Annotated in this window: 30 protein-coding genes; 14 read left to right on the top strand and 16 right to left on the bottom strand. The window is 69.3% G+C overall.

The features are described 5' to 3' along the window. Positions 1-24: 24 nt before the first annotated feature. A complete protein-coding gene (locus tag ABZ656_RS04415; RefSeq protein ID WP_360264385.1) occupies positions 25-1260 on the bottom strand; it encodes a site-specific integrase in 1236 nt (411 codons plus the stop codon). 74 nt (positions 1261-1334) lie between these two features. Further along, complete coding sequence (locus tag ABZ656_RS04410; RefSeq protein WP_360264382.1) at positions 1335-1994, bottom strand: hypothetical protein; 660 nt, start codon at positions 1992-1994, stop codon at positions 1335-1337. A gap of 155 nt (positions 1995-2149) precedes the next feature. On the opposite strand from ABZ656_RS04410, the gene ABZ656_RS04405 reads away from it, so the two are divergent. The 14 genes from ABZ656_RS04405 to ABZ656_RS04340 all read left to right on the top strand — a co-directional run bounded on the left by ABZ656_RS04405 (position 2150) and on the right by ABZ656_RS04340 (position 12605). Beyond that, positions 2150-2392 (top strand): helix-turn-helix domain-containing protein, encoded by a 243-nt coding sequence (locus ABZ656_RS04405; RefSeq protein WP_360264379.1) that lies wholly within the window; start codon positions 2150-2152, stop codon positions 2390-2392. 59 nt (positions 2393-2451) lie between these two features. Next, positions 2452-3237: a hypothetical protein gene (locus ABZ656_RS04400; RefSeq protein ID WP_360264376.1), complete on the top strand. Its 786-nt coding sequence runs from the start codon at positions 2452-2454 to the stop codon at positions 3235-3237. Further along, complete coding sequence (locus ABZ656_RS04395) at positions 3234-3428, top strand: hypothetical protein (protein WP_360264373.1); 195 nt, start codon at positions 3234-3236, stop codon at positions 3426-3428. The genes ABZ656_RS04400 and ABZ656_RS04395 overlap by 4 nt, the downstream gene beginning before the upstream one ends. Further along, positions 3425-5512 (top strand): AAA family ATPase, encoded by a 2088-nt coding sequence (locus tag ABZ656_RS04390; protein ID WP_360264370.1) that lies wholly within the window; start codon positions 3425-3427, stop codon positions 5510-5512. Before ABZ656_RS04395 ends, ABZ656_RS04390 begins: the two co-directional genes overlap by 4 nt. A gap of 9 nt (positions 5513-5521) precedes the next feature. Continuing rightward, positions 5522-5842 carry a hypothetical protein gene (locus tag ABZ656_RS04385; RefSeq protein WP_360264367.1) on the top strand — a complete coding sequence of 107 codons (321 nt, stop codon included), beginning with the start codon at positions 5522-5524 and terminating at the stop codon, positions 5840-5842. Next, the gene (locus tag ABZ656_RS04380; protein WP_360264364.1) at positions 5839-6081 is read left to right on the top strand and encodes a hypothetical protein; all 243 of its coding nucleotides are present in this window, start codon (positions 5839-5841) and stop codon (positions 6079-6081) included. Before ABZ656_RS04385 ends, ABZ656_RS04380 begins: the two co-directional genes overlap by 4 nt. An 11-nt stretch (positions 6082-6092) precedes the next feature. After that, the gene (locus ABZ656_RS04375; RefSeq protein WP_360264361.1) at positions 6093-6335 is read left to right on the top strand and encodes a hypothetical protein; all 243 of its coding nucleotides are present in this window, start codon (positions 6093-6095) and stop codon (positions 6333-6335) included. Positions 6336-6495: 160 nt separating this feature from the next. Continuing rightward, the gene (locus ABZ656_RS04370; protein WP_360264358.1) at positions 6496-6759 is read left to right on the top strand and encodes a hypothetical protein; all 264 of its coding nucleotides are present in this window, start codon (positions 6496-6498) and stop codon (positions 6757-6759) included. 262 nt (positions 6760-7021) lie between these two features. Continuing rightward, positions 7022-7207 carry a hypothetical protein gene (locus ABZ656_RS04365; RefSeq protein ID WP_360264356.1) on the top strand — a complete coding sequence of 62 codons (186 nt, stop codon included), beginning with the start codon at positions 7022-7024 and terminating at the stop codon, positions 7205-7207. Beyond that, complete coding sequence (locus tag ABZ656_RS04360; protein ID WP_360264353.1) at positions 7200-7508, top strand: WhiB family transcriptional regulator; 309 nt, start codon at positions 7200-7202, stop codon at positions 7506-7508. The genes ABZ656_RS04365 and ABZ656_RS04360 overlap by 8 nt, the downstream gene beginning before the upstream one ends. Positions 7509-7609: 101 nt before the next feature. Then, on the top strand, positions 7610-8308 hold the full coding sequence (locus tag ABZ656_RS04355; protein WP_360264350.1) for a hypothetical protein: 699 nt from the start codon (positions 7610-7612) through the stop codon (positions 8306-8308). A gap of 159 nt (positions 8309-8467) precedes the next feature. Then, positions 8468-8710 carry a helix-turn-helix domain-containing protein gene (locus ABZ656_RS04350; RefSeq protein WP_360264347.1) on the top strand — a complete coding sequence of 81 codons (243 nt, stop codon included), beginning with the start codon at positions 8468-8470 and terminating at the stop codon, positions 8708-8710. After that, complete coding sequence (locus tag ABZ656_RS04345; RefSeq protein ID WP_360264344.1) at positions 8707-9072, top strand: hypothetical protein; 366 nt, start codon at positions 8707-8709, stop codon at positions 9070-9072. The genes ABZ656_RS04350 and ABZ656_RS04345 overlap by 4 nt, the downstream gene beginning before the upstream one ends. Continuing rightward, a complete protein-coding gene (locus ABZ656_RS04340) occupies positions 9069-12605 on the top strand; it encodes a phage tail protein (protein ID WP_360264341.1) in 3537 nt (1178 codons plus the stop codon). Before ABZ656_RS04345 ends, ABZ656_RS04340 begins: the two co-directional genes overlap by 4 nt. A gap of 430 nt (positions 12606-13035) precedes the next feature. Here the strand turns inward: ABZ656_RS04340 and ABZ656_RS04335 are convergent, their stop codons facing one another. The 14 genes from ABZ656_RS04335 to ABZ656_RS04270 all read right to left on the bottom strand — a co-directional run bounded on the left by ABZ656_RS04335 (position 13036) and on the right by ABZ656_RS04270 (position 22078). Next, complete coding sequence (locus tag ABZ656_RS04335) at positions 13036-13437, bottom strand: hypothetical protein (RefSeq protein ID WP_360264338.1); 402 nt, start codon at positions 13435-13437, stop codon at positions 13036-13038. Further along, positions 13434-13898 carry a hypothetical protein gene (locus ABZ656_RS04330; protein WP_360264335.1) on the bottom strand — a complete coding sequence of 155 codons (465 nt, stop codon included), beginning with the start codon at positions 13896-13898 and terminating at the stop codon, positions 13434-13436. The genes ABZ656_RS04335 and ABZ656_RS04330 overlap by 4 nt, the downstream gene beginning before the upstream one ends. Before the next feature lie 86 nt (positions 13899-13984). Continuing rightward, positions 13985-14827, bottom strand: coding sequence for a helix-turn-helix transcriptional regulator (locus ABZ656_RS04325; protein WP_360264332.1), 843 nt, complete (start codon positions 14825-14827; stop codon positions 13985-13987). After that, positions 14824-15564, bottom strand: coding sequence for a DUF6879 family protein (locus tag ABZ656_RS04320; RefSeq protein ID WP_360264329.1), 741 nt, complete (start codon positions 15562-15564; stop codon positions 14824-14826). The genes ABZ656_RS04325 and ABZ656_RS04320 overlap by 4 nt, the downstream gene beginning before the upstream one ends. A gap of 159 nt (positions 15565-15723) precedes the next feature. Continuing rightward, a complete protein-coding gene (locus ABZ656_RS04315) occupies positions 15724-16311 on the bottom strand; it encodes a hypothetical protein (protein ID WP_360264326.1) in 588 nt (195 codons plus the stop codon). 604 nt (positions 16312-16915) lie between these two features. Beyond that, positions 16916-19114: a cell division protein FtsK gene (locus ABZ656_RS04310; protein ID WP_360264323.1), complete on the bottom strand. Its 2199-nt coding sequence runs from the start codon at positions 19112-19114 to the stop codon at positions 16916-16918. An 86-nt stretch (positions 19115-19200) separates the two neighbouring features. Then, a complete protein-coding gene (locus tag ABZ656_RS04305; protein WP_360264320.1) occupies positions 19201-19371 on the bottom strand; it encodes a DUF6257 family protein in 171 nt (56 codons plus the stop codon). Next, positions 19364-19588: a hypothetical protein gene (locus ABZ656_RS04300; protein WP_360264317.1), complete on the bottom strand. Its 225-nt coding sequence runs from the start codon at positions 19586-19588 to the stop codon at positions 19364-19366. The genes ABZ656_RS04305 and ABZ656_RS04300 overlap by 8 nt, the downstream gene beginning before the upstream one ends. 16 nt (positions 19589-19604) lie before the next feature. Next, positions 19605-19802 (bottom strand): hypothetical protein, encoded by a 198-nt coding sequence (locus ABZ656_RS04295; protein ID WP_360264314.1) that lies wholly within the window; start codon positions 19800-19802, stop codon positions 19605-19607. A gap of 96 nt (positions 19803-19898) precedes the next feature. Next, positions 19899-20210, bottom strand: coding sequence for a hypothetical protein (locus ABZ656_RS04290; RefSeq protein WP_360264311.1), 312 nt, complete (start codon positions 20208-20210; stop codon positions 19899-19901). Continuing rightward, the gene (locus ABZ656_RS04285; RefSeq protein WP_360264308.1) at positions 20207-20383 is read right to left on the bottom strand and encodes a hypothetical protein; all 177 of its coding nucleotides are present in this window, start codon (positions 20381-20383) and stop codon (positions 20207-20209) included. Before ABZ656_RS04285 ends, ABZ656_RS04290 begins: the two co-directional genes overlap by 4 nt. Then, positions 20380-21612 (bottom strand): hypothetical protein, encoded by a 1233-nt coding sequence (locus ABZ656_RS04280; protein WP_360264305.1) that lies wholly within the window; start codon positions 21610-21612, stop codon positions 20380-20382. The genes ABZ656_RS04285 and ABZ656_RS04280 overlap by 4 nt, the downstream gene beginning before the upstream one ends. Continuing rightward, complete coding sequence (locus tag ABZ656_RS04275) at positions 21609-21809, bottom strand: hypothetical protein (protein WP_360264302.1); 201 nt, start codon at positions 21807-21809, stop codon at positions 21609-21611. The genes ABZ656_RS04280 and ABZ656_RS04275 overlap by 4 nt, the downstream gene beginning before the upstream one ends. After that, on the bottom strand, positions 21806-22078 hold the full coding sequence (locus ABZ656_RS04270; protein ID WP_360264299.1) for an HNH endonuclease signature motif containing protein: 273 nt from the start codon (positions 22076-22078) through the stop codon (positions 21806-21808). Before ABZ656_RS04270 ends, ABZ656_RS04275 begins: the two co-directional genes overlap by 4 nt. Positions 22079-22100: the final 22 nt, after the last annotated feature.

Raw genomic sequence — 22100 nt, 5'->3', positions numbered from 1 at the left:
TGCTAGTTGCGATAGAACATTCGTTCACCCCCACAGCGCGTCTCCCATCCGCTGCGCCGCGTCCTGCGCAAGCGGTGATCCAACGTGCGTGTAGCGCACCATCATTCGCATCGAAGAGTGCCCGAGGACTTCCATCACAACGCGGGGGCTGATGCCGGACTCGATCATCAGCGTGCCCGCGGTATGCCGGCCGTCGTGGACCCGCGCGTCCCGCAGTCCGGCCGCCGCGAGGATGTCCTTCCACTCGTCCCAGTCCTGCCGGGGATCGATGCGCCGCCCGTTCTCCTGACAGAACACCAGGCCGTTCTCTTCCCAGAGTTGGCCAGCCGCCAGGCGCTCGCGCAGCTGCTCCGCGCGCTGTGCCCGGAGTACCGGAATCAGCGGGGGAGGGATCGTCACAATGCGCTTGTTCTTGCCCTTCGGCTCCCGGAACACCAGGCCCCCGCCCGTACGTTCCGGGCATGTCTTGGCGTGCGCGGTGCAGCCCTTGCGGCACGGCTTGGGGCAACCGTTCTTCAGCTTCAAGTGCTGCTTGCACGTGGCCTTGCAGCCCTTGCGGTGATGCTTCTCGCCGCAGGCATGCGCGTCCTCGCACCCGTGGCGCCAGGTGAGGCGCTGTAGCTGCCACCAGATCTTCATGACCCCGGTGTCCAGGTCCACGTACTTCCACCGCAGCCCCAGCGCTTCACCCTGACGCAGGCCGATGGCGAGTGCGACAGACCAGCGTGCACCGTTGCGCCGGCGCCCGGCCTCGGTGAGCAACGCGCGCGCGTCGGCCTGGCTGTACGGCTCGATCTCCACCTCGGCAGGCTGCGGCGGCTCAACCAGCGTCGCCACGTTCCGGTGGACGATGTCGCGCTGCATGGCCACCTTCAGCGCACGGGCGATGATCCGGTGCGTCTTCAACACGGTTCCGCTGGACAGTTCACGCTTGAGCATGTCCAGGTACAGCGCGTCCAGGTGCTCCGCGGCGAGCTTGTCCACGCGGTGCTTGCCGATCCCGGGGAACAGGTACAGGCGGCACTTCGAGCGGTAGTCGTCCAGGGTCCGCGGTGCCATCGTGCCGTCGGCGACCTTGCGGGCACAGGCCGTGTCCATCCACGTCGTGAGCCACTGCTCGACAGTCGGCGCGCGGCCGGCCTTCCGGGTCTTGCCCGCATCGCGCTCGCGCTCCAGCTCGCGGACCTTCGCACGCACGACGCTCTCGTCCGGCCCCATGCGGTGTCGGCGGTCTGGAGCGCCGTTCGGCTTCGTGCCCACCGTCACCCATCCGTGCCACTTCCCGTCGGCATCGGAGAAGTAGACGCTGCTCTCGCCGTTGCTCCGGCGCCCGCTCACCCTGCTCGGCCTGTCCGGGCAGGCGGCAGGATGCCGCGCTTGCGGGCCTCGTACACCCACCGATGCACGGTGCGTACGGGGACGTCCGCGAGCTCCGAGATGACGGGAGCGGGCGCCTGCTGAGAGTCCGTTGCCCACCGGTAGACGTCGGCAACGTCCTTCAAGAAGTCGTCAGTGAGGCGTCCCTCCGGGGCCTTGATCTGCGGAATTCGTCCCTTGTCGCTTACGAGCATGCCGCTCGGCATGGGGTTGAAGTACATCGTGGTGATGTCCTCGGTGGCCTCGAAGTACTGGTCGAGGGTGTCCAGCGTTGGCGCTTTGGCGTCGGTCTCGAAGGCATCGACCCCGGCTGTGAAAGCGTCGCGCGCCTGGGCTTGCGTGCGAGGCCCGGTCTCCGTGGGCACCGGGTCGGCAAGCAGGGTCAAGGACAGCATCGTCTCAAGGTTGGACAGGGGGAGGCGGCGCCAGATTCGCCCGCTCAAAGCCTCATCCCCACGGGCCAGCATGACAACGGAGCGTAGATCGATCCGTTCCTGTCCCACCGGTCCCGCAATGGCGTAGTGCAGGTAGATCAACGGGCCGCCCGCCCGCTCCCTCAGCCGGAACCAGCCGCCGGGGCGGACGTCGATATCCCATACGTCGGTCAGTAGGTCCATGCCGCCGAGCATGGCAGCGCGCCACTGAATGAGCAAGTGCCACCACGCACGCGAGCAAGTGCCACCAGGTACTTGCGCGACCCTCGGCGACCCTCTAGTGTTGGTGACGAGCAAGCGGCGACAGGTACGCGCCGCCACCTACTCGGGAGATCGAAATGGCTCGCATCCTGTACCCCACCGACGAGGTCGCAGAGCAACTCGGCGTCGGTCTCACGACTGCCAAGGCGCTCATCAAGAGCGGCGTCCTGCGCAGCGTGAAGATCGGCCGGGCCCGCCGCGTTCCTGCGGAAGCACTGCACGAATACGTGCAGCAGCTCGACGCCGAACAGAACGGCGACGGCGCCAGGGTTGCCGCCCCGACGCCGTCTTTCGAAGCGCCTATCGCCATCCAGTCCTGAACAGCCGAACGGCGGCGCGGGCCGTGAACCCGTTGCGCCGCCGTCGAAAGGAGCTTCACGTGAAGCCTACGACCCGCAGCCGACAGAGCACCAGTGCACCCGCCATCGCGGCCGTCGCCCTCCAGCCGGCCCGCCAGCGCGCCGACGAGGCCAGCACCACCGACGGCGCCCGCGAGCACGACGACAGCGAGACCGGCGTCACCTACCAGGCCGCCGCGGTCTACGTGGCCAACAAGGCGTACGACGAGGCCCTCACGGCCAACAACCCGGCCGCGATGCTCGACGACATCAGCGGCGCCCTGCCCGAAATCCTGCCGGAGGCCTTCAAGACCACGGGCACCGCGTCCGACCTCGCCGCGGTCCTGCTGCCTGCGATTGCCGACCGCATCCGGGCATTCACCGCCGTCGCGCACGCTCGCGCCGACATCGGTGGCGACTACGGATACGTCCTCGACGTCCTGGCGGACAGCCTGAAGCGCGGCGCCGACCCGCAGGCCATCAGGGCCGAGGTGCCCCGCGTGGTCGAGCGGGTCCGCATCGAGCGCACGATCGCCGCTGCTGCGGACGCCATCACCGCGGCCGTGACCACGGCGCTCGACGGACTCACCACCCACCGCCGGGACGTTGCCGAGCGGCTGCACACGGCCATCGACGCCGCGCAGGCCGAGCACCTCGCCCTCCCGACGGTGGGCGACATGAGCCTCGAAAGGGCTGAGTCTGCCGAGGCGTTCAGCACCGCGACCTACGCGATGGCGCAGGCGCTGAAGCTGTCTCCGGATCCCGAGGGCACGGCTCAGGGCCTCCGCACCGCGCTCCGCATGGTCATCGACGAGGCCCGCGGATGACCACCCGCACCCCCACGGGTAGCCCCGCCACCACAGTGGCGGGGCCCGCCCGCAGTGCACTCCTAAGCAACCCGTATGGCCTTTCCCTCCGGGAGATCAGAGCCGAGATCCGCCGCTGCGCCGCGAACGGCTGGCAGCTGTGGGAGATCCGGCTCCGCTTCACCGCCGACCGCAAGGACCGCACCACGTGAGCGAGTACGAGCAGATCATCGAGGGCCTTAACGCCCACGGGAGCCGCCGCAGCGGCGCCTCGGGGTGGCAGTGCTTGGCTCATGATGACCGTGTGGCGTCCCTCTCGGTCAACGAGAGGGACGGCAAGGCCCTGGTCTACTGCCAGGCCGGATGCGACACCAACGATGTCTTGGCCTCGATCGGTACCAGCTGGTCCCAGCTCCGTCCCCAGACAGAGCCCGGGAAGACGTCGTGGATCGCGAAGTACGAGTACACGGACGAGCGTGGCGCCGTCCTGTTCGTCAAGGAACGGGGCGAGCCCAAGACGTTCCGCCAGTACCGGCCCCTCACCGGAGGCCGCCGCCAGTACAAGGACGTGTTCGGCGGCCCCAAGCCGACCCGCCGCGTCCTGTACCGACTCCCCGCCGTGGTGAAGGCCATCGCCGAGGGCGAACCGGTCTACCTCGTCGAGGGCGAAAAGGACGTCGCCTCCGCCGAGCGGGCGGGCGTCACGGCCACCTGCAACTACGAGGGTGCCGCCAAGTCCGACCAGCGTCCCAAGTGGCGGCCCGAGTACGGCGACATGCTCAAGGGCGCCCACGTCGTCATCGTCGCCGACAACGACGACGCCGGCCGCGCCCACGCTGCTGCCGCGTATGCCGATCTCAGACGCAAGGCGGCATCCGTGCGCGTCGTCCGCGGCCTGGTCGACAGGGACAAGGCAGACCTGACAGACCACCTCGCCGCCGGGCACAGCATCGACGCCCTCGTGCCACTCGACGCGCCCGCACCGCCGGTCGACGACCGCAACGACTTCTCCGCACTCCTTCCGCCGGAGGACGACGAGGAGCAGCCCGTACACCTCGACCCCGAGACGATGTCGTCCGAGGAGTACTTCGCGGCCCGCGTGAAGGCGATGCTCAGCGAGTTCCTCGACACCGACGACCTCGACAAGATCGCCCCACTCGAACCGCTGCTCGGCGACTTGCTGCAGGTCAACACCCTGTGCCGCGCGGTCGGTCCGTCCGGCTCGTTCAAGTCGTTCGTCCTGCTCGACATGTGCGGCTGCATCGGCACCGGCGTGCCGTGGCACGGCCAGTACGTGAAGCAGGGCACGGTCGTCTACCTCGTCGCCGAGGGCGAGCAAGGCATCCGCAAGCGGGTCCGCGCGTGGGAGCAGCAGTACGGGCTGCGCATGGAGAACGTGCGCTTCCTGCCGCGGCCCGTCCAGGCGATGAGCCCCGAGTGGGAGGTCCTCATCGCCGCCCTGCAAGAGATTGACCCGGTCCTGGTCGTCGTCGACACGCAGGCCCGCGTCACGGTCGGCGTCGAGGAGAACTCCAACAAGGAGATGGGGCAGGTCGTCGACCGGATGGACCAGCTCCGTACGGCGACCGGGGCCTGCGTCGTCATCGTCCACCACACCGGCCACCAGGGCGAGCACGGCCGTGGTGCCTCCGCGGTGAAGGGGGCGCTGCAGTCCGAGCTGAACGTGTCCCGCAAGGGCGACAAGCTCTCGAACATCGTCCTCACGGTGAAGTCCGGCAAGCAGAAGGACGAGGACCAAAGCGACGAGTTCGAGTTCTGCTTGAAGAAGTTGGCCATCGACGGCGAGTGGAAGCCTGACGGCCGGCCCGTGACATCCCTCGTACTGCAACCCCTCAGCGCTGTTCCGGCGCACGAGAGGGAGCCCGAAGAAGGATCGGTGGAGTGGATCGCGCTGCAACTCGACCGAGCCAACGTTCCTGTCGAGTTCGGCCGACGACGGCTGGCTGAGGAGTGCCAGAGGCTCGGCTTCAAGGTCGGCAACGACCGACTGAACGAGGTGGCTGGACTCCGGAAGCAGCGGTCCCAGGAGCGGTCCTACTCGCAAGTAACCCAAACGGTCCTGGATGACGGGACCGCTAAGGCTGATTCCGCAGGTCAGACCGGTCCCGGACCGGTACAGGACCACCCCGGACCGGCACCAGAAAACCGGCGGTCCTCTCCCTCCTCTCTAAGGAGAGGACCGGTGGTGCAAGAGGGACCAGAGTGCGCCGGGTGCCACGGGAAACTCGACGCCTTCTTCGCCAGCCACGGCCACGACCGGCACCCCGGATGCTGAGGACCAGCCGTGGACATCAACCCCTGGCTCACCCTCGCCGACCGCGTACGAGGCGAAGGCGCCTACAGCTACTCGGACTTCGCCCGCGACCTCACCCGGCAACTCACCTGGACCGGAGCAACAGACGTCGCCACAGCCCTCCGAGGCCACGTCTACGGATGGGCAGGCGGCCACCCGCTCCACAAGGACATCAAGCCGCTCTACGACCGCCTTGGCTGGGAGCAAGCCGCCCTGGTCGCCGCCTGGTTCCGCAACCACAACAACAAACCCCAGCGTCGTCGGCCAGGCGGCTGGCCCACCACACCCTCCACAACCAAGGAGTCCGCATGAGCCCCGAACCCGCCTTCACAACCCTTGCCGCCGGCGCACCCGAGACCCTCGCCGCCCTCGTCAGCAACTACCAGTGCGGAAGCTGCGGCGGAGAGGTCGACACCCTCGTCACCGACAACACCGGCCTGATCAACGCGCACATCCGCCACGACGACAACTGCCCCGTCCTCAACGGGCACGTCAGCGCCATCGGCGACATCGCCCGAGCAGCCGACATCCCCGCCACCTTCCGCCCCTGAACGGAGCCCTCATGCCCCACCTGATCCCCGCAGCGCCCGGCTGGTACCTCCGCGAGGTCGACGAGCAAGGCGAGAGCTTGGACGCCGTCATCGCCTGGCTGGCCGGCGCCGACACCGACGGAGAGCCGACGCTCCTTCCGTTCGTCGACGGTGGCACCTGCGCGCCCCCGCTCCTGATGACCGCAGACGCCTTTAAGGCGTTCAATCGCTCCGTCGTCTACCGCCCCAACCACGACCCCGGGGTCGCGTCGTGAGGCCTCGATGCGGGGGGTCTGCCAACGGGCCGGGCCGCCCGCCGTCATGCGAGACGAGACGGTCCGTGTTGCCTGGCGTTGGGGTGGCGTTCGGTTGTGCCGGTGGGGTGGCTGGCAAGGGCCGCAAGTCGGTTGGTGTCGTAGGAAATGAGGTCAGTCGATGAATGGTTGGGCGTTTGCCGCGATCACGGTCGTGTGCGTGACGGCGGTGTTCGTCGCCCTGCTGTGGGCGGCAGTGAAGGCGTCGCTCCGGGAACGGGCGGCGGGCGAGCCGAGCCCGGAGACGGAGCCCGAGGACGTGCGTACACCGGACGAGGAGTTCCGGGCGGTGCAGGCGCACAACGCCGCGGGCCGGGACGCGCTACAGCAGCAGATCGCAGAGGCGGCGCAGCGGGCGTTGCGTGAGGGGCGAGGCGAGTGGTGATGAGTGCTACCGGCGCAGCCGACGACGGGGCCGAGCCTGTGGCGTGTGCGTGGGGTTGCGTGTGCGTGGGTGTGCGCGGCGAGGCGGTGGCGATGGGTGCTGAGGAGACGGCGAGTTGGGCGAGGGAGGAGCTCGTCCACCTGGCGGAGGTTCCGGAGTACGGGTCGGTGGCGTGGCATGGGTTGGAGCCGTCGGATCCGCGGCGCCAGGCGGCGCTTGTGATTGCGGCGGAGCGGTGGCGTGAGGGGCAGGTGCATCAGTCGTGAGTGGGCGTGTGGAGCGGGTGGTCCGGGCGGTGCGCGCTGCGAGGTCGGATGCGCTGGACGCGGTGGGACTCGGGCTGTTGTCGACGTCGGCGTTTTGCTGGTCGACGGTGGCGGGGTTCGCGGCTGCTGGGGTGTCGGTGTTGGCGTTGAACTGGCGGATGGAGCAGGGCGCGGGTGAGTGAGCATCACGCTGCGGGTGCGCGGCCGGTTGTGGCGCTCGGTATTCCGGGCTTTGTGGCGGAGGCGCGGGAGCCGCTGCGGTGTCGTGCCGATCCGGATGCGTACGTCGCGGATGGGGTGCGGCCGCCGGCGGCACGGGAGTTGTGCGCGGGGTGTGGCTACCTCGAGGCCTGCCTCGCGTACGGACTGGCGAACGCGGAGCTGTGGGGCGTCTGGGGTGGGACGACGCGACGGGAGCGGCAGGCGCTGCGGCGGGGGGAGTCGGGGGATCGGGGGCCGCCCGGGTTCTGGCTGGCGGCGTAGCGCGGGGCTTCGTGCCCCTGGTGGTGAGCATTGGCCCGGGCGGCGGTATGCCCACCGGGTTACCGGTTGAGTGCGTGAAGGGGTAACAGGAGATGAGCGGCATGGTGTCGATTACGGCGGAGATGGTGGCTGCGGCCGAGGCCGAGGTGACCGAGGCGGAGAGGGTGCGTGCGGCGGCGGAGGAGGCGCTGATGGAGTCGCCGAACAGCACGCTGAAGGCGCAGGAGTTGGCGGCCGCGTTGCGGCGGGTGGCGCAGGGGCGGACGAACGCGCGTGAGCTGCGCGAGGAGCGCGAGTGGCAGGTGTCTGCGGAACGTGCGGCGGCGACTCGGGAGGAGCTGGAGAAGGCCGCGGGTAAGGAGATCACGGCGGCGGGCCGGGCGTTGAAGAGCGCGCGGGAGGAGCTGGAGAGTGCGGCCGTCGCAGCGCAGGCCGGGCTGGTGGCGCTGATGCAGGCGGCCGAGGCCCACGACGCGCTCGTGCAGCAGCACGCGGAGTCTCTGGCCGGGATGGGGCTGGACGTTGGCGGGGACTCGGGTGGGGCTTCGAGCTTCCAAGGGTGGACGGTGAAGGCGCGCGGCACTGCCTACCGGACCGCGGGGTCGGGGTCGGTGCTGGCGTGTGTGGCGCACCGGGTGGCGGAGGCGCGGCTGGAGTACCCGAGCGTCATGGTCGGGATGTTGGAGTACAACATGGGCCGTGTCGTGCCGGAGGAGCGGGAGGACGGCCTGTTCGGGAAGCTGCCGGCGCCGGGGCGGCGGGTGTTCCCTGAGGTGCCGCGTTTGCGGGTCGGCGGCTGACTCTGTGGCGTGAGGCCCGGTGCCCTTTCGGGGTGCCGGGCCTTTTGTCGTGTTGGTGCTGCTCGTCTTGCTGGCTCGGTGTTCAGTGCCAGGAAGTGACTGCACGTTCTTCACGGGAAGACTTCCTGAATTGCGGCACGTAGACCGTAAAATTTCCTCATGACGACACCTCAGGTGCACGAATCTGCGCAAGTTTTCCTGCCGCTTTCCCCTCGGGGGAGAGCGGCTATCTACCTCGCGTTGGGCGAGCCTCCGGACCGGGTGGGCCGGGCCCTCGGAGTGGACGGGTCCACGGTCCGCCGGTGGCGGCAGCGGCCCGAGTTCCGGGCGGACGTCGGGCGGGTCCGCCTGCGCCTGCTGGACGCGGCCACCGCGACGATCGCGGACGGGGATGCCCGGTGAGCCGGAAGAAGCCGAGGCGGCAGAGGCGGCCGCGTGCCGTCAACCTCGGAGAAGCGACCGCGAAGCGCACGAACATCACGATCGCCGAGGGCGAGCACAAGGGGATGTTCTTCACGCTCTACGGACTGTCTGACCAGGACGTGCACGAGGCGCGCCAGGCTTGCGCTGCGGGGCAGCCGAACGATGCGGCGCTCCTGGTGGTGCTCGGTCTCTTCCAGGTCCTCGGGCTCGACTTCATGGCCTACGAGTGGTCGATGGACGAGGTCTTGGACCTCTTCGCCATGGTCGGGCTTCCGGTCAGCGGATGGGGCGTCGACATGGACGCCGAGCTGCGCCAGCTGCTGAACGGGGCGATCTCATGAGCGACGACGTGACGATCACAGTCCGGGTAGCTGACCGGACTGCGGCCGGGTTCCGTGATGTGGATGGACGGCTGCGGACGTTGGACGGACGATTCGCGACTGCGGCCGGGTCGATGCAGCGGTCATCGTCGAAGGTCGATAAGGCCATGGTCGACATGCGGGCGACGATGCTGTCCCTCGCCCCGGCCGCGGTCCCGGTCGCTGCCTCCCTCGCTCCGATCGCAGTGCATGCGGGCGCGGCCGGGCTCGCGGTGGCGTCGTTCGGTGCCGCGCTGAAGCCGCAGATCAGCAACCTCAGCGATGTTGCGAAGGCGCAGGACAAGTACACGCAGGCGGTCACGAAGTACGGGGCGAACTCGCAGCAGGCGGCGCAGGCGCAGGCGTCCGTCGCCGATCAGCTGAAGGGCATGCCGGCGGCGACGCAGCGTGCGGCGATGGGGTATTCGAACCTGCGGGATGAGTTCAAGGGTTTCTCGGATTCGACGGCGAAGTTCACGATGGTGCCGGTCGAGCACAGTTTCGCGGTGCTCGGCGCTGTGATCCCGAAGTTGACGCCGATGGTGCGGGGCACGTCGACCCAGTTGGACCGGCTGATGAAGGTGGCTGGTGGCGCGGTCAACAGCGCTGGGTTCGACGGCCTGTCGAAGAAGGTCAGTGACTTCGCGAACAACTCGCTGAAGTCCGCTGTTGACGGGGCGATTCACTTCACTCGGGTGATGTCCGAGGGCAAAGCGTCTGGCCCGATCGCTTCGTTCTTTGCCTACGCCAAGGCACAGGGCCCGGCGGTCAAGGACACGCTGATGAACCTGGCGAAGGCGGTTTCGAACATTCTCCAGGGTGCCGCGCAGGCGGGCCCGGGGCTGTTGTCGCTGGTTGACGCGTTCGCGAAGCTGGTTGCTGCGGTGCCGCCGCAGTTGATCGGGACTCTCATGTCGGTGTACAGCGCTTTCAAGCTGATCAAGCTGGCTGGTGCTGGCATGGGAGCGGTCGCGGGCGGTTTCGAGACTTTGGCCACGAAGATCACCGCGTTGCGTGCGGCGTCGGCCGCGGCTGGCGGTGGCGTGGCTGGGCTGCGGGCCGCGTTTATGGGGCTGAGCACGGCGACGAAGGCCACGCTCGTGGTCGCGGGTATCGCCGCGGTGGTGGCTGTGTTTTCGAAGCTGTCGTCGATGGGTAAGTCGGCGCCTCCGGATGTCGACAAGCTCACCACGGCGCTGGGCAGGCTCGGCGCCACCGGGCAGGTCACTGGTGAGGCAGCGGACAAGTTCGGGACGCACTTCGAAAAGCTGAAGTCCCAGATGGACAAGGTCATCAACCCCAGCGTGGCGGAGAGCGTCAACAACTGGGGGCACAGCATCTGGGGGGCGCTGAAGCCTGGCGATGCCACGCAGGAGTTCACCGAATCCGTTGACGCGATCGATACTTCCCTTGCCAATCTGGTCAAGGGGGGTAAGGCGGATCTGGCGAAGACTGCGCTCGCGGACATGATCAAGGGCATGCGGCCCGATCAGATCGCCAAGTTCAAGGACAAGCTCGACGGCTTCAAGTCCGCGCTGGCAGATCAGGCCCTCGAAGCGAAACTGGCCGCGCAGTCGCAGGGCCTGTTCGGGCAGGCGGCTCAGGACACGCAGGCGAAGTTGAACGCGCAGAAGAACGCGGCGGACGGCCTGCGGCAGTCGATCATGGCTCTCAATGAGGCGCACCGGTCCGCCTACGACGACGAGACGAAGTTCGAGGCGGCGATCGACGCGGCCACCAAGTCCATCAAGGACAACGGCAGGACTCTCGACGTCCACACGGAGAAAGGCCGAGCGAACCGAGACGCCTTGTCCCAACTGGCGGCGGCCACGGATGAGGCGGCGACCGCATCGGTGGCGAGTACGGGCAGCTGGGGCAAGGCGAACGAGATCTACAGCCGGGGTCGGCAGAAGCTCATCGCTGCAGCGATGGCGATGGGTGACACGCGGAAGCAGGCTCAGGCGCTGGCGAAGCAGATCCTGGATACTCCGCAGAAGACCGCCTATCTGAAGGGCAACATCGAAGATCTTCAGAAGAAGGTCAGCTCGGCGCGGGCCCAGTTGGGCAAGGTGCCGTCGTCGAAAAGGTCGTCGATCCAGGGCAACATCTCCGACCTGCTGTACAAGATCAGTGTTGCGCAGCGGAAGCTCAACGAGATCGACGGCAAGACCGCGGTCACCTATGTGCTGATGAAGACGCAGACGTCGAACGCGGGCTCGGTCTTCCACGAGGGTGGCAACTACGCGCAGGGCGGCATGGTCCGCCGGCGTTATGCGGAGGGCGGCTCCATTGAGGGCGGCTCCGGCACGCGGGACGATGTGCCGCTGTTGGCGATGGGCGGGGAGTTCATCGTCAACAAGCGGCAGACGCAGAAGTACCGGTCCATGCTGGAGGCGATCAACGAGGACAGGGTGCCGCATTTCGCGAAGGGCGGCGTCACCGCGGCGGAGAAGAGTGCCCGCTCTGCGTTGGCCGGCGGGTTCGGGATTTCCCACTTCGGCCGGATGGCCGGATATCACACGACGCCGTTCGAACGGTCCCTCGGGAGCCCTGCCGATCTGGGAAGCCTGACGCAGGCGCTGAACGAGGCCGCCAGCCAGATCAAGGCTGCGTTCAGCGGGCGGAAAGAAACGGGCCTGCTCAAGGAACTGGATTCCGTAGGCAAGAGCCTGATCCGGTACGACAAGAGCCTGTACAACGTCACCCGCAGTCTCGACGGCGCGAAGTCCAAGCTGGACAGCCTCAAGAACAGCGCGTCGCAGCTGTCGGACAGCGTCAAGGGCAACGTGCTGTCGTCAGCGAACATCACCCAGGGCGCGAGCGGTCAGACCGTCACCGTCGCCTCGATCATGGGCGGCCTCACCCAATCCCGGGACAAGGCCAGCGCGTTCGCCGACGCGCTGAAGGGCCTGAAGTCGAAGGGCCTGTCGAAGGATCTGATTCAGCAGATCGGCGAAGCGGGTGTCAACGGCGGCGGCCTGGAGACCGCGGGCGCGCTGCTGGGGGCTTCGGGGTCGGAGATCTCCTCGATCAACAACCTTCAGGGGCAGATCGCGAAGGCCGCGGCCAGCGCCGGGACAACCACAGCGGACGCGGTGTACGGGGCGGCAATCAAGGCGCAGGCCAAGCTGGTCGACTCCCTGAAGGGCCAGCAGGCCAAGTTGGAAAAGGCCATGGCGCACCTGGCGTCGGTCATGGAGAAGTCGATCTCGAAGGCCATCGGGAAGAAAGCGGCCGGCGGCATCGTCGGCGCCGCGGCGTCAGGTGGTCTCCGCGGGGGCCTGACGTGGGTCGGCGAGCACGAGCCCGAGCTTCTCGATCTCCCGGTCGGGTCGCGGGTGTGGTCCGGGCCGGACTCGCGCCGCATGGCCGGCGGAGGTGGCGGGGTGGCGCGGGTGGAGCTGGAGATCCGCTCCAGCGGCAGTGACGAGGACGAGCTGCTGTTGAGGCGGCTGCGCCGCTCGATTCGCGTCCGCGGCGGCAACGTCAACGTCGTCCTCACTGGACGCCCGTAGTGGGCGAGGGGCGTACCGGTCTGGTGCGCCCCTCGCTGCTGTTCCAAGGCTTCCTGCCCCGGGATACCCCAAGGGTCCAACCGCATAGTGGATGCGATTGCACGTGTCCTGAGCTGCTGTTTTACGAGCCTTCGGCACGGAGTTGGCACGCAGGGGGCGCGGCGTATCGCGCTCCTCGGCCGCCTCGTCGGGCCGGACACAGCAGGGCCTCCCGCCGGTATTCGGACGGGAGGCCCCGGGCGACGCGCGGCGGAGACGCGAACACCGCGGCGTCAGTGCCAGGCGCCCGGCGTAGCGGACGCGGTCACCCGCCCGCCCTCTTGCCTGGGGGGCCGAGGACGGGCGGGCGTTCGTAGGGCGGCCGCCCCATGCGGGGACGTAGGGCGGCCGCCCCTTCTCACCGCCGGACAGGGGAGCCGACGGCGAGAGCTCACATCCGCGTACCTACCGCGATCGTGTCGTTGCCCGCCAGCCGTGCGATTGCTCGCAGCATGACGGCGAGACGGCGCTCACCGAGCTCGGACACCGCAGCCAGGGAGACGCCTCCGATGCCCACCATCGACAGCGTCAGCCCGAGGAACGCGCGCTGCTCGTCGTCCAGGCCGAGGCTGTAGACGCGGCCCATCAGTCCTTCCCACCCGACCTTGGCCTTGCTGGGAATGTCCAGGAGACCGAGCGCGCCCTGCACGCTGCTGTGGGCGAGGATCGTCTCTTCCTCGACGAGGGCCTGCGCGGCAGCCCGCTCCCGGTCGGACTTCGCCGACTCGATCAGCCTCTTCCCGCGCCGCTCGAGCATGAAGCCGTCCGTGGTCTCGGCTGAGGTGAGGGTCATCCGAATGCCTCCGCAGAAAGTCGGGGCCCGCCAGCGGGGCCGAGCGCGGCGCCGAGGAGGACGGGGTCGGTGAGCCGGCCGGTGCCGTCTGGCCGTTCGATCCACACGCGCCCGCGCACCGGATACAGCACCGGCGGGCACCGAAGCACCCAGCCCCGGCGGTGCACGGTGATCGTGTGGACGTCGTCCAGTTCGTCGCCGAGGGTCGGCGGCAGCAGCCACCAGGCGATCCCCTGGGTGACGTCGGACAGGACCGGGCCGCGGCGCGATGGGTCGATGCGCTTGAGCGCGTCCATGGAGTACGCGAGCGACGCTTCGGCCACCATCCAGTGGCCGCCGCTCGGGAATTCGCCGAGCTCGTCAGCGTCCCACCGGGTCCGTATCAGGGCGGGGGTGTCGGCGCAGGAGAGGAGCCAGTCCTGTCCTGCTTCCCGGGCGTATGAGGCGGGGTGTAGGGCCATGACCAGGACCGTAGACAGTCCGATTGCGCCTCGGATGATCGATTGCGCGGGATTGCGCCTACAGGCCGGGGGCTTGCGGCTGATTGCTACGCGAGGTCGAGAGAGGCCCTTGCGCGGCCGATGAGGCGCCGCGCGGGAGGCCCGTACTCAGCTGATTCGGAGAGCCAGTCCCATGCCCGCTCGTACAGGAGGATGTCGTCCTCGGCGGTAAGCCACAGCTCCTCGCTGATCGTCTCGACGATGACCAGCCGCTTGTCATAGATCCAGAAAGCGTGCGGCACGGTACGGCGCAGCTCCGCCCCGAAGGGGAGGATGCCTAGTTCCACCGACCGCAGGCCGACGACGTTGTAGAGCCGATCGAGCTGCTCAGCCATCGCATCTGCGGGGCACGACCGGTAGTACAGAGCGGCCTCGCACACGAGGAACCGGAAGCTCTTGCCCGGCTCGTACAACGCATCCTGCCTGCGCGTCCGAGCCTCGACGGCGGCCTCGGTAGTCGACGGGATGCCGCGGAACTCAGCATTCGCATCGAAGATGGCACGCGCGTACTCCTGCGTCTGGAACAGCCCCGGGATGCGTGAGACCTCCAGGCCGCGGATCGTCTGCGTGGCCTCGGTCTCCTTGATGGCCACAGCTTGGCGGCCGCGGTGCCCGCCGGCGAGCTGGCGCCTCCAGGACCGGTGCTTCATCTCCAGCCCGGCGCGCAGGCCTTGGAGTTCGGCCTCGGCATCCGGGCGGCCGACTCCCTGCGCCCATGCGGCGATGTCGGTGGCTGTGGGAGTCTGCTTGCCGTTCTGGAGGCGGGAGACCTTCGACGCCTGCCAACCGAGCTTCGCGGCCAGGTCTTTGCCCTCCACGCTGGCCTCGGTGCGCAGCTCACGCAGCCGCGCACCGAGCGCCTCTCGCGACGACTGGAAGTCCGTGCTCACATGGCCGAACGTACCTGCTGCTGGAACTCAGCGGTACGGGTCGCGTAGTGCCACGCGGTATCCCTGGCCTGGCAGGCGGCGAGGACTTCGGCAGGGTCCTCGGTGACGTAGACGCCCAAGGTGGTGTCCTCGTCGTCGAAGGCGAACCGTACGAGGGTCTTCGAGTCGAAGAGCCAGAAGTCGAAGTCCGGCAGGCGCAGCCGCTCGGCCTCGGCGCGGGGCAGGTTGCGGATGTCCTCGCCCGCAGCAACGTTCCCGAGCCCGCTGGCCAGAAGGAACTTCTGCCCCTGGGTGGGCGGCTCGTCGACCAGACGCACGCGCTCGAAGCGCTTGCCCTGCGCCGTCTGCGCGCGGACGTTGTCACGCCACGCGTTGTCTGGGTCGGCGGCGATGTCCTCGCCTGCCAGGAAGCGCGCCCACTTCGGGCTGTTGCGGTCGGAGGCATAGCCGCGGCGGGTCTCCAGGCGCCATGCCGTGTGCCGGAACTCGCGGAAGAGGTGGGACACCTCGGCGAACGGGACCAGCTCGGGCGCCTCGGCCTTCGGGGCGTAGCGGGTGAGGAGGGAGCGGGGGACGCGTACGAAGGTCTCGGACTCTTTGACGTCCCGCAGCGCGGCGAGGTGTTCGGGGTCGGTTTCCCGTTCGCCCTGGACGAGGCACTCATCGGTCTCGGGGATCTCGTACAGGGTCGGGCAGTCGCCATCGTCGCTCGTCGTGCCGATGAACCTGAGCGTCATGTCGTCCTCCGTCTGGCCGGGTTGGAGGTCTCAGGATGCTCGGAGTTCCACGCGGCCGCTGGCGGATTGCTCAGGATTGCTCGACACGACGAGCTGCTGCCAATTGCGCGCAACTGCGTCAGCGCCCAACTCGCAACGCCCGGCAGCGAGCGCCTCCGTCTACGCCTTGGGCACTGCCCATTCGACGGTGTCGCGGCCTGCTGAGCCGTAGACGATACGGTCGGGGCGGGTGCCTCGTTCGACCGAGTATGTGATCTTGCCTCGAAGGCAGCTGCCGGCGTTCACGGTGGCGCCGTTGCTGGCGTACTCGGGCTTGGGCACTCCGGAGCCGCTGATGTTGGGGGAGTCGAGGCGGGTGTCGTCGGGGAAGCCGAGGGCCCAAGGGCCTTGGGAGACGGTCACGGGGCTGCTCTTGGCGGCGACGCACACCTTGACTTCGAGGACGGACCAGACGGGATGTGCGAAGTCGGAGACTTCCTTCGTGAGGTCGACGTCCTTGGCAGGCTGGGTGTAGCTGAGGACGGTCGTGGTGCCGCTGATGGGCTTGCCGTCGTCGTCGGTGTCGGACCAGCGCCACTGAGAGCCGAACTTCAGAGGGCCCGGCGCCGGCGTTGCCGTGGCCGGGGCCTTGCTGGCGGCGGCCTTGGTGGGCTTGCTCTGCGCCTTATCGTCGGCGCTGTTGCTGCTACAGGCGGTGACGGTGGCTGCGACGAGCAGGGCGGCTACGGCGGCTCTACGGGCGTACATGGTCCCCCCAAGGACGTGCTGTTGCTGAGGGGGCATCATGCGCCGGACGGGGCGCGCCTGTACGCGGTGTGGCTGTCTCGTGACACGCGGCGGTGTTGTCCGCTTCCTGGTCGCGGCGCAGCGAGGCTTAGCGCCCCGGACATGCGAAGGCCCCCTGCACAGTCGTAATGACCGCGCAGGGGGCGCTTTTAGCTTCAGGGTACGAGGCTGCTCTGACAGTCGACGGGCGTCAGCGGGTGCCCGCGTCGTGCGTGCGGCGCCAGGCGTTGTGAGCCCGCCGGCCGACCCGCAGCCGAAGCTTGTGGCCATGGCAGCGCGGGCAAGTGCGCACCTTCCGGAAGCGCTCGATCTGTCCCGTGCCCGCGCACTTCCGGCACGGAGCGAACGGCTTGACCGCGCACAACACTGCGTAACATCCGAGCGCGAGGACAAGCAGGGCGCAAGCAGCGAGCATGAGGGCGGGTTTCCTCTCTGAGGTGGGTGTTTCCCGTTTCCCGCGCCCGTGCTGCTAGGCGCTAGGTAACAGGTCAAGGGCATGTTTTGGTGCTAGCGGGGGTGCTAGGCCTAGCAGGACGCGGTGCTAGGCCTAGCTGCCGTCCGTGGGCTACGCGGCGACCCGATCGGCGTCACGGCGAGTGACAGCGGCGGCGACGTCGGCCCGCTTGATGCCGCGCCTGGTGGTCTTCTCGCCCTCGTCGGTGGTGCCCCACACGTCCGCGGTGGTGATGCCGAACGGGCGCAGCGCCGGGGCGACGTTCCCCTTGTTCCACTCGCCGTAGACGTCCGGCCAGCACTCCGCGAGACGGGCGGCGATCCGCTCGCACCACAGCTGGTCCTCGTCGGCGCGGAACACCTTCAGCACGTCGCCGAGGACGTCCATCCCGCGCGACTCGGACGGCCCCTGGCCGAGGGCATGGCCGCTCACGTTGCCGTACTCCTCGCGCAGCACCCGGGCCCGGGCAACGACCAGTTCGGCGGCCGGGCCATCGACGAACGCCGAGGCGGCGATGAGCGGGTCGTCGCCCTCCCCGGACATCCAGCAGATGCCGCGGTCGGAGCGGCTGAACATGGTGGCGCGGATGCCGGCCTTGTACGCGCCGGTGCCGAGGACCATGTCGTTCGCGGTGTGGCTCATGACCTTCAGGCAGAAGCGGAGTACTGCGTTCGCGCTGATGCCGGGCGGCAGACTCTTCGCGTCGGGTCGCTGGGTGGCGAACATGCCGACGATGCCGAGGGCCGGGCCGCGCTTGGCGATGTCCGTGCAGATCGACGTGAGCTCCGCGCCGTACTTCTCGTGCTCGAAGGGGACTTGGCACTCGTCGAAGCCGACCACGATCGGGTGAAGGCCAAGGGTCTTGTCGCTGGCCAGGGCCGGGGTCACCTTCGATTCGGGGCAGCGGGAGCGCGGGAGGTTGCGGATCACCTTCGCCCTGCGGCGCAGTTCCTCCTTCAGCTCCCGCAGGGCGTGCAGGACGTACAGGATGTCCTCGTCGTCCTCGCCCGACCGGTACCGGTGCATGACGGGCTCCAACGGGCCGAGGTCGCCGGTCCCCTTGAAGTCGAACCCGTACAGCTCCGCGCGCGGGTCCAGGGCGGCGATGAGCAGCAGCAGCCTGAGCAGGAACGTCTTACCCATGCGGGGGATGGAGCCGATCACGATCGAGGCGAACATCAGAGTGACGACGATGTCCCGCATCCGCTGGTCGTTGCCGAACACCACGGGCTTGAAGAGGTCGACCTGCCCCTCCTTCAGGAGCGGCCACGGGGGCTTCGTGGTCTCGTTCATAGGCTTGTCGCCCACCCACAGGATCAGGCGGCCCTCGTGCTCGTCAGGGTCACCGGTGGGCCAGACGCAGCCGAGCTTGCGGCGCAGCCCGGAGGCGAGGGCCTGGCGCTCCTCCATCACGTCCTCGGGCACCACGCCGTAAGGCAGGTCGAGGTCGGCCCGGTAGCCGGGCCCGTCTCGGGTGATCTCGCTGGTGAAGCGCATGCCGTTCATGTCGCCGCCCTTCTTCACGGCGGCGGAGATCTTCGGGTTGCCGATGGAGTCGAGGGCGCGCAGCACGATGGAGCCGGTGAGTTTCTGCAGCTCGGTACGCATGACCGCGGGCCCGATGACCGGGGCGTCGGGCTGCTGGCCGAAGTAGCCGAGCGTCAGGACCCCGCCGGCCGCGAAGACGTAGAGGTACTCGGGCGCCATGACGTACAGCCAGATCGCGAAGCTGAGGCCGAACACCGCGGCGACCACGGTCACGAACCCGCGCAGGCGGACGCGTCCGGCCCGAAGGCGGGCGAGGCGCATGTATTCCTCGGCGTCCTCGGTACGCACGGCGTAGTCCCGTAGGGGCGCGGCCTCGCGGTCCCATACCCACCGGTTCGTGGACGTGACGAACCGGGCCGCGCCGCGCGGGGCCATCATGCCGAGCTGCACGCCGTACCAGGGGAGGCGGAGCCCGTGGTACATCGTGGCGTACCCGGCGTGGCCGGACGCTCGGGACACGGTGGCGGAGAAGTCGCTGCGGGAGCGCAGCCACGGGGCGAGGATCGGGCGCCGCTTCTCGGTCCGTACCCCGGGCTCGGGCAGGGCCGGGTTGTCGACGGGTACGGGTGTACCCGGTGCGCCCTCGAAGGCGGCCGCGGTGTCGCTCGCGACGGCCAGCGAAGGGGGCGCGGAGGGCGCGGCATCGGTGGGTGTACCCGTGCCGCCAGCCGCTCCGGGTACGGGGTCGGTAGGTGTACTCGCAGCGGCGGGTACGGGTGTACCCGGCGGGGTGTCTGTCGGTCGGGCAACGGTGTCCGTCATCCTGGTCTCTCCGGTCGTTCTGTTGGGCGGTCCGGGGCCCGGGGACGGCGGTCTGCTTGGCGGTTGACGCCGTCCCCGGGGTGTACCTACTTGCCGCGCTTGGCCCTCTTGCGGGCCTGCTCGCGGACGCGTTCGACGCGGCGGTCGATGTCGGGCTGGTGCTCGATGCCGGCGGCGGCCCGTTTCACGCCCTGCGCCTCGATGGCGACGATGCGGGCCTTCTCCCAGAACGTGAGCTTCACCTTCGGCTCAGGCATCGGTGTCCTCCGGGGTCTCGGGCATGGCCTGGGCGATGGCGGCGGCGCTGCGGGCGATGTCGGCGTACAGGGCGCCCGCGGCGGCGAGGTCCGCGGCCTTGCGTTGGGGGGTGGGGTTGTGGGCGGCGCTCTCGGCGTAGTCGGCCAGCTGGCCGGCCTTCTGCAGGGCCTTGTCGGCGGTGTCGAGGTAGTCCTGTCGGGTCTTCGGCTCGGGCATGGTCAGTTCTCCGGGGTCAGTAGGAGCGGAGCTGGATGTTGTCGGTCTGGACGGTCTCGCCGGGCTTGAGCGCGGTCTTCGTGACGTGGTTGGAGACCTCGGTCCGGGCGCGGGCCGGAACGAACAGCGGGCTGGGCTGCTCGACGGTCCCGGTCTCGTAGCGGGTCTCGCCGCTCGTCGTGGTGACGGGCGCGGTGTACACGTAGCGGGGCATGGGGGTCTCCCTGGTCACGGGCCGGGCTGTCCGGCCCCACCGCACCCCCGCAGGGTTTCGGTTGTGGCGAAACCCTGCGGAGGACGGAAGGGCAGGTCAGCCCTTGCGGGACTGGGTCCACATGGACTTCAGGACCAGGACGCAGATCGTGAGGGCGACGACGACCAGGCCGAGGACGGCCGCGAGGATCGCGAACCCGAACACCACGAACATGACCAGGACGACGACGAGCGTCAGGGCGAGCAGGCCGAGGCATCCGCCCGCGATGTACGCGCCCCACGGGTGGGCCTTGATGGGCTGCAACGGCTGCTGCTGGACGGGCTGCTGGACGTACTGGACGGGCGCGGCGTACATGGGGTTACCGGCGAGGTCGTAGCCGATCTGCTGCCGCTGTACGGGCTCAGTCATCGCGCCCACCTCCGCGCCCTGCGGGCGACGTACGGGCGGGCGGCGAGGCCGAGGCCAACGGCCACCAGCAGGGGCTTGGACAGGGCCGCGGTCACGGCCGCGAGGACCAGGGCCAGCAGGGGCGGGGAGACGAGCAGCAGGCCCAACAGGGCGCCGAGGAGAAGCCACCTCATGCCCGCACCCCCATCAGCTCGTCGCGGATGCGCTGCGCGCGCGGCTGGCCGATGCCGTACGTGTCCTTCAGCCGCCGTACCCCGGGCACCTCGTCGGGGAAGTCGGCCCGTACCTGAGGGATCAGCGGGTCCGGGTACACCTCTTCCTCCTCGGGCTCCTCGGTCGGCTCCTCGCGAGGGTGAGGCGCGAGGTAGCCGGTCGCTCCGACCGGCCGCCAGCCGCGGTGTACCTCGGGCTCGGGTACGTGTACCTCAGGGGCGGGGACGGGCTCCTCGACGACCGGCTCGCGGACGACCGGGCGGAGTCCGCAGGCGGACATCAGCGGCAGCAGCCGGGCGCCCGGAGGGACAGCCTCGGGCACGGCAGGTACGTGTACCTCGATCGCCGGGTACGCCTCGGGTACCTCAGATACACGGTGTACCTCGATGGCCACCTCAGGCGCTTCCGGCTCGAACGGCGACCGGAGTTCCACCTCGCTGAGACGGCCGGCGCCGCGGCGGGCGGCGAGCATCCGCATCATCACGTCCAGCTGCTCGGGGTCCGTGCCGACCCCGGAGCGGGCCACCGCGGCGGCAAGCCGAGCGTTTCCCCATCGGCGCAGCTTCGGCCGGGAGGCGAGCTGTACGGCGCGGGCGGTCGCCCGGTCCCGGGTGATCTGCTCCGCCGTCCGGTCCCGGGTGGCGAGGCCGAGGCGGGACAGCAGCCGCTCGCGGAGCTCCCGGGCGATGACCGCGGGCAGGGACTGCGAGCCTGCCCCGGGCTTGGCGTGCCGCAGCTCGATGCCCATGGCGAGGTGCCACAGCATCGCGGCCATGACGGGGCCGACGACGGCGCGCACGGTGCCGCCCACGAACCCGGACTCGGAGTAGGCGGGGATGACCTGCACACCGGTGATGAACCACACGAGGAGTCCCGGGGTGCCGGGCGCTCCCTGCGGTCCGCGCAGGTTCTGCCTGGCCATCAGGGCGCAGGAGAAGAGGGCGAGTTCCGCGGCGGCGAACATCGCGCCGCGCTCCGCGGCGGACGTCATGCCGAGGCGGTGTTCGGCGAAGCGCCAGGACGTGTCGCCGCTGTAGGCGGTGCACGCCATCGCGGCGAGTGAGGCGACCAGCACGGCGGCCGGGGTGCGGCTTGCTCGGAGCAGCGTCACCAGGACGGCGAGCAGCAGCGTGGCGGCGGCGCCGGTGGGAAGCGGGTGGGCTTGGGCCCACATCAGTACGGGGTTCATTCGCCCACCTCCGGGGCGGCGGCGCGCACTACACGGTGCGCGGCCAGGGTGGTGCCCTCGCGGTCGCCGCGCGTGTTCGCGTCGAGCAGCGCGGCCATGAGGGCGGGGACAGACGGGAGTGGCCGGGCCGTCCGGCAGGCCGCGCGGATGGCGGCGTGCTCGGTCGGGCGGGCGATGCGGGAGCGGGAGCGGCTCATGCGGCCACCGCCAGCTGTGCGCGGGTGAGCCACGGGCGCAGGGCGAGCAGCAGGCCGAGGGGCAGCGCGTCGCCCTTGGCGGTGTTGCAGTTCTGGCAGGCGAGGACGAGGTTCCAGCGGACGTTCGTCGGCCACAGCGCGTACGGCAGGTAGTGGTCGAACGTCCCCTCGGTCGCCGGGTCGGTGAACGGGGTGCGGCAGTAGAAGCAGCGGGCGCCGTCACGCCTGGCGAGGTCGAGGCGCTTGCGGCGGCCCTTGGCTCCGCGCATGTGCCCGCAGCGGTGGCGGCTG

It is taken from the genome of Streptomyces sp. NPDC007095 (assembly GCF_040634475.1).
Lineage (GTDB): Bacteria > Actinomycetota > Actinomycetes > Streptomycetales > Streptomycetaceae > Streptomyces.
This window is presented reverse-complemented; position numbering and strand designations above follow the sequence as displayed.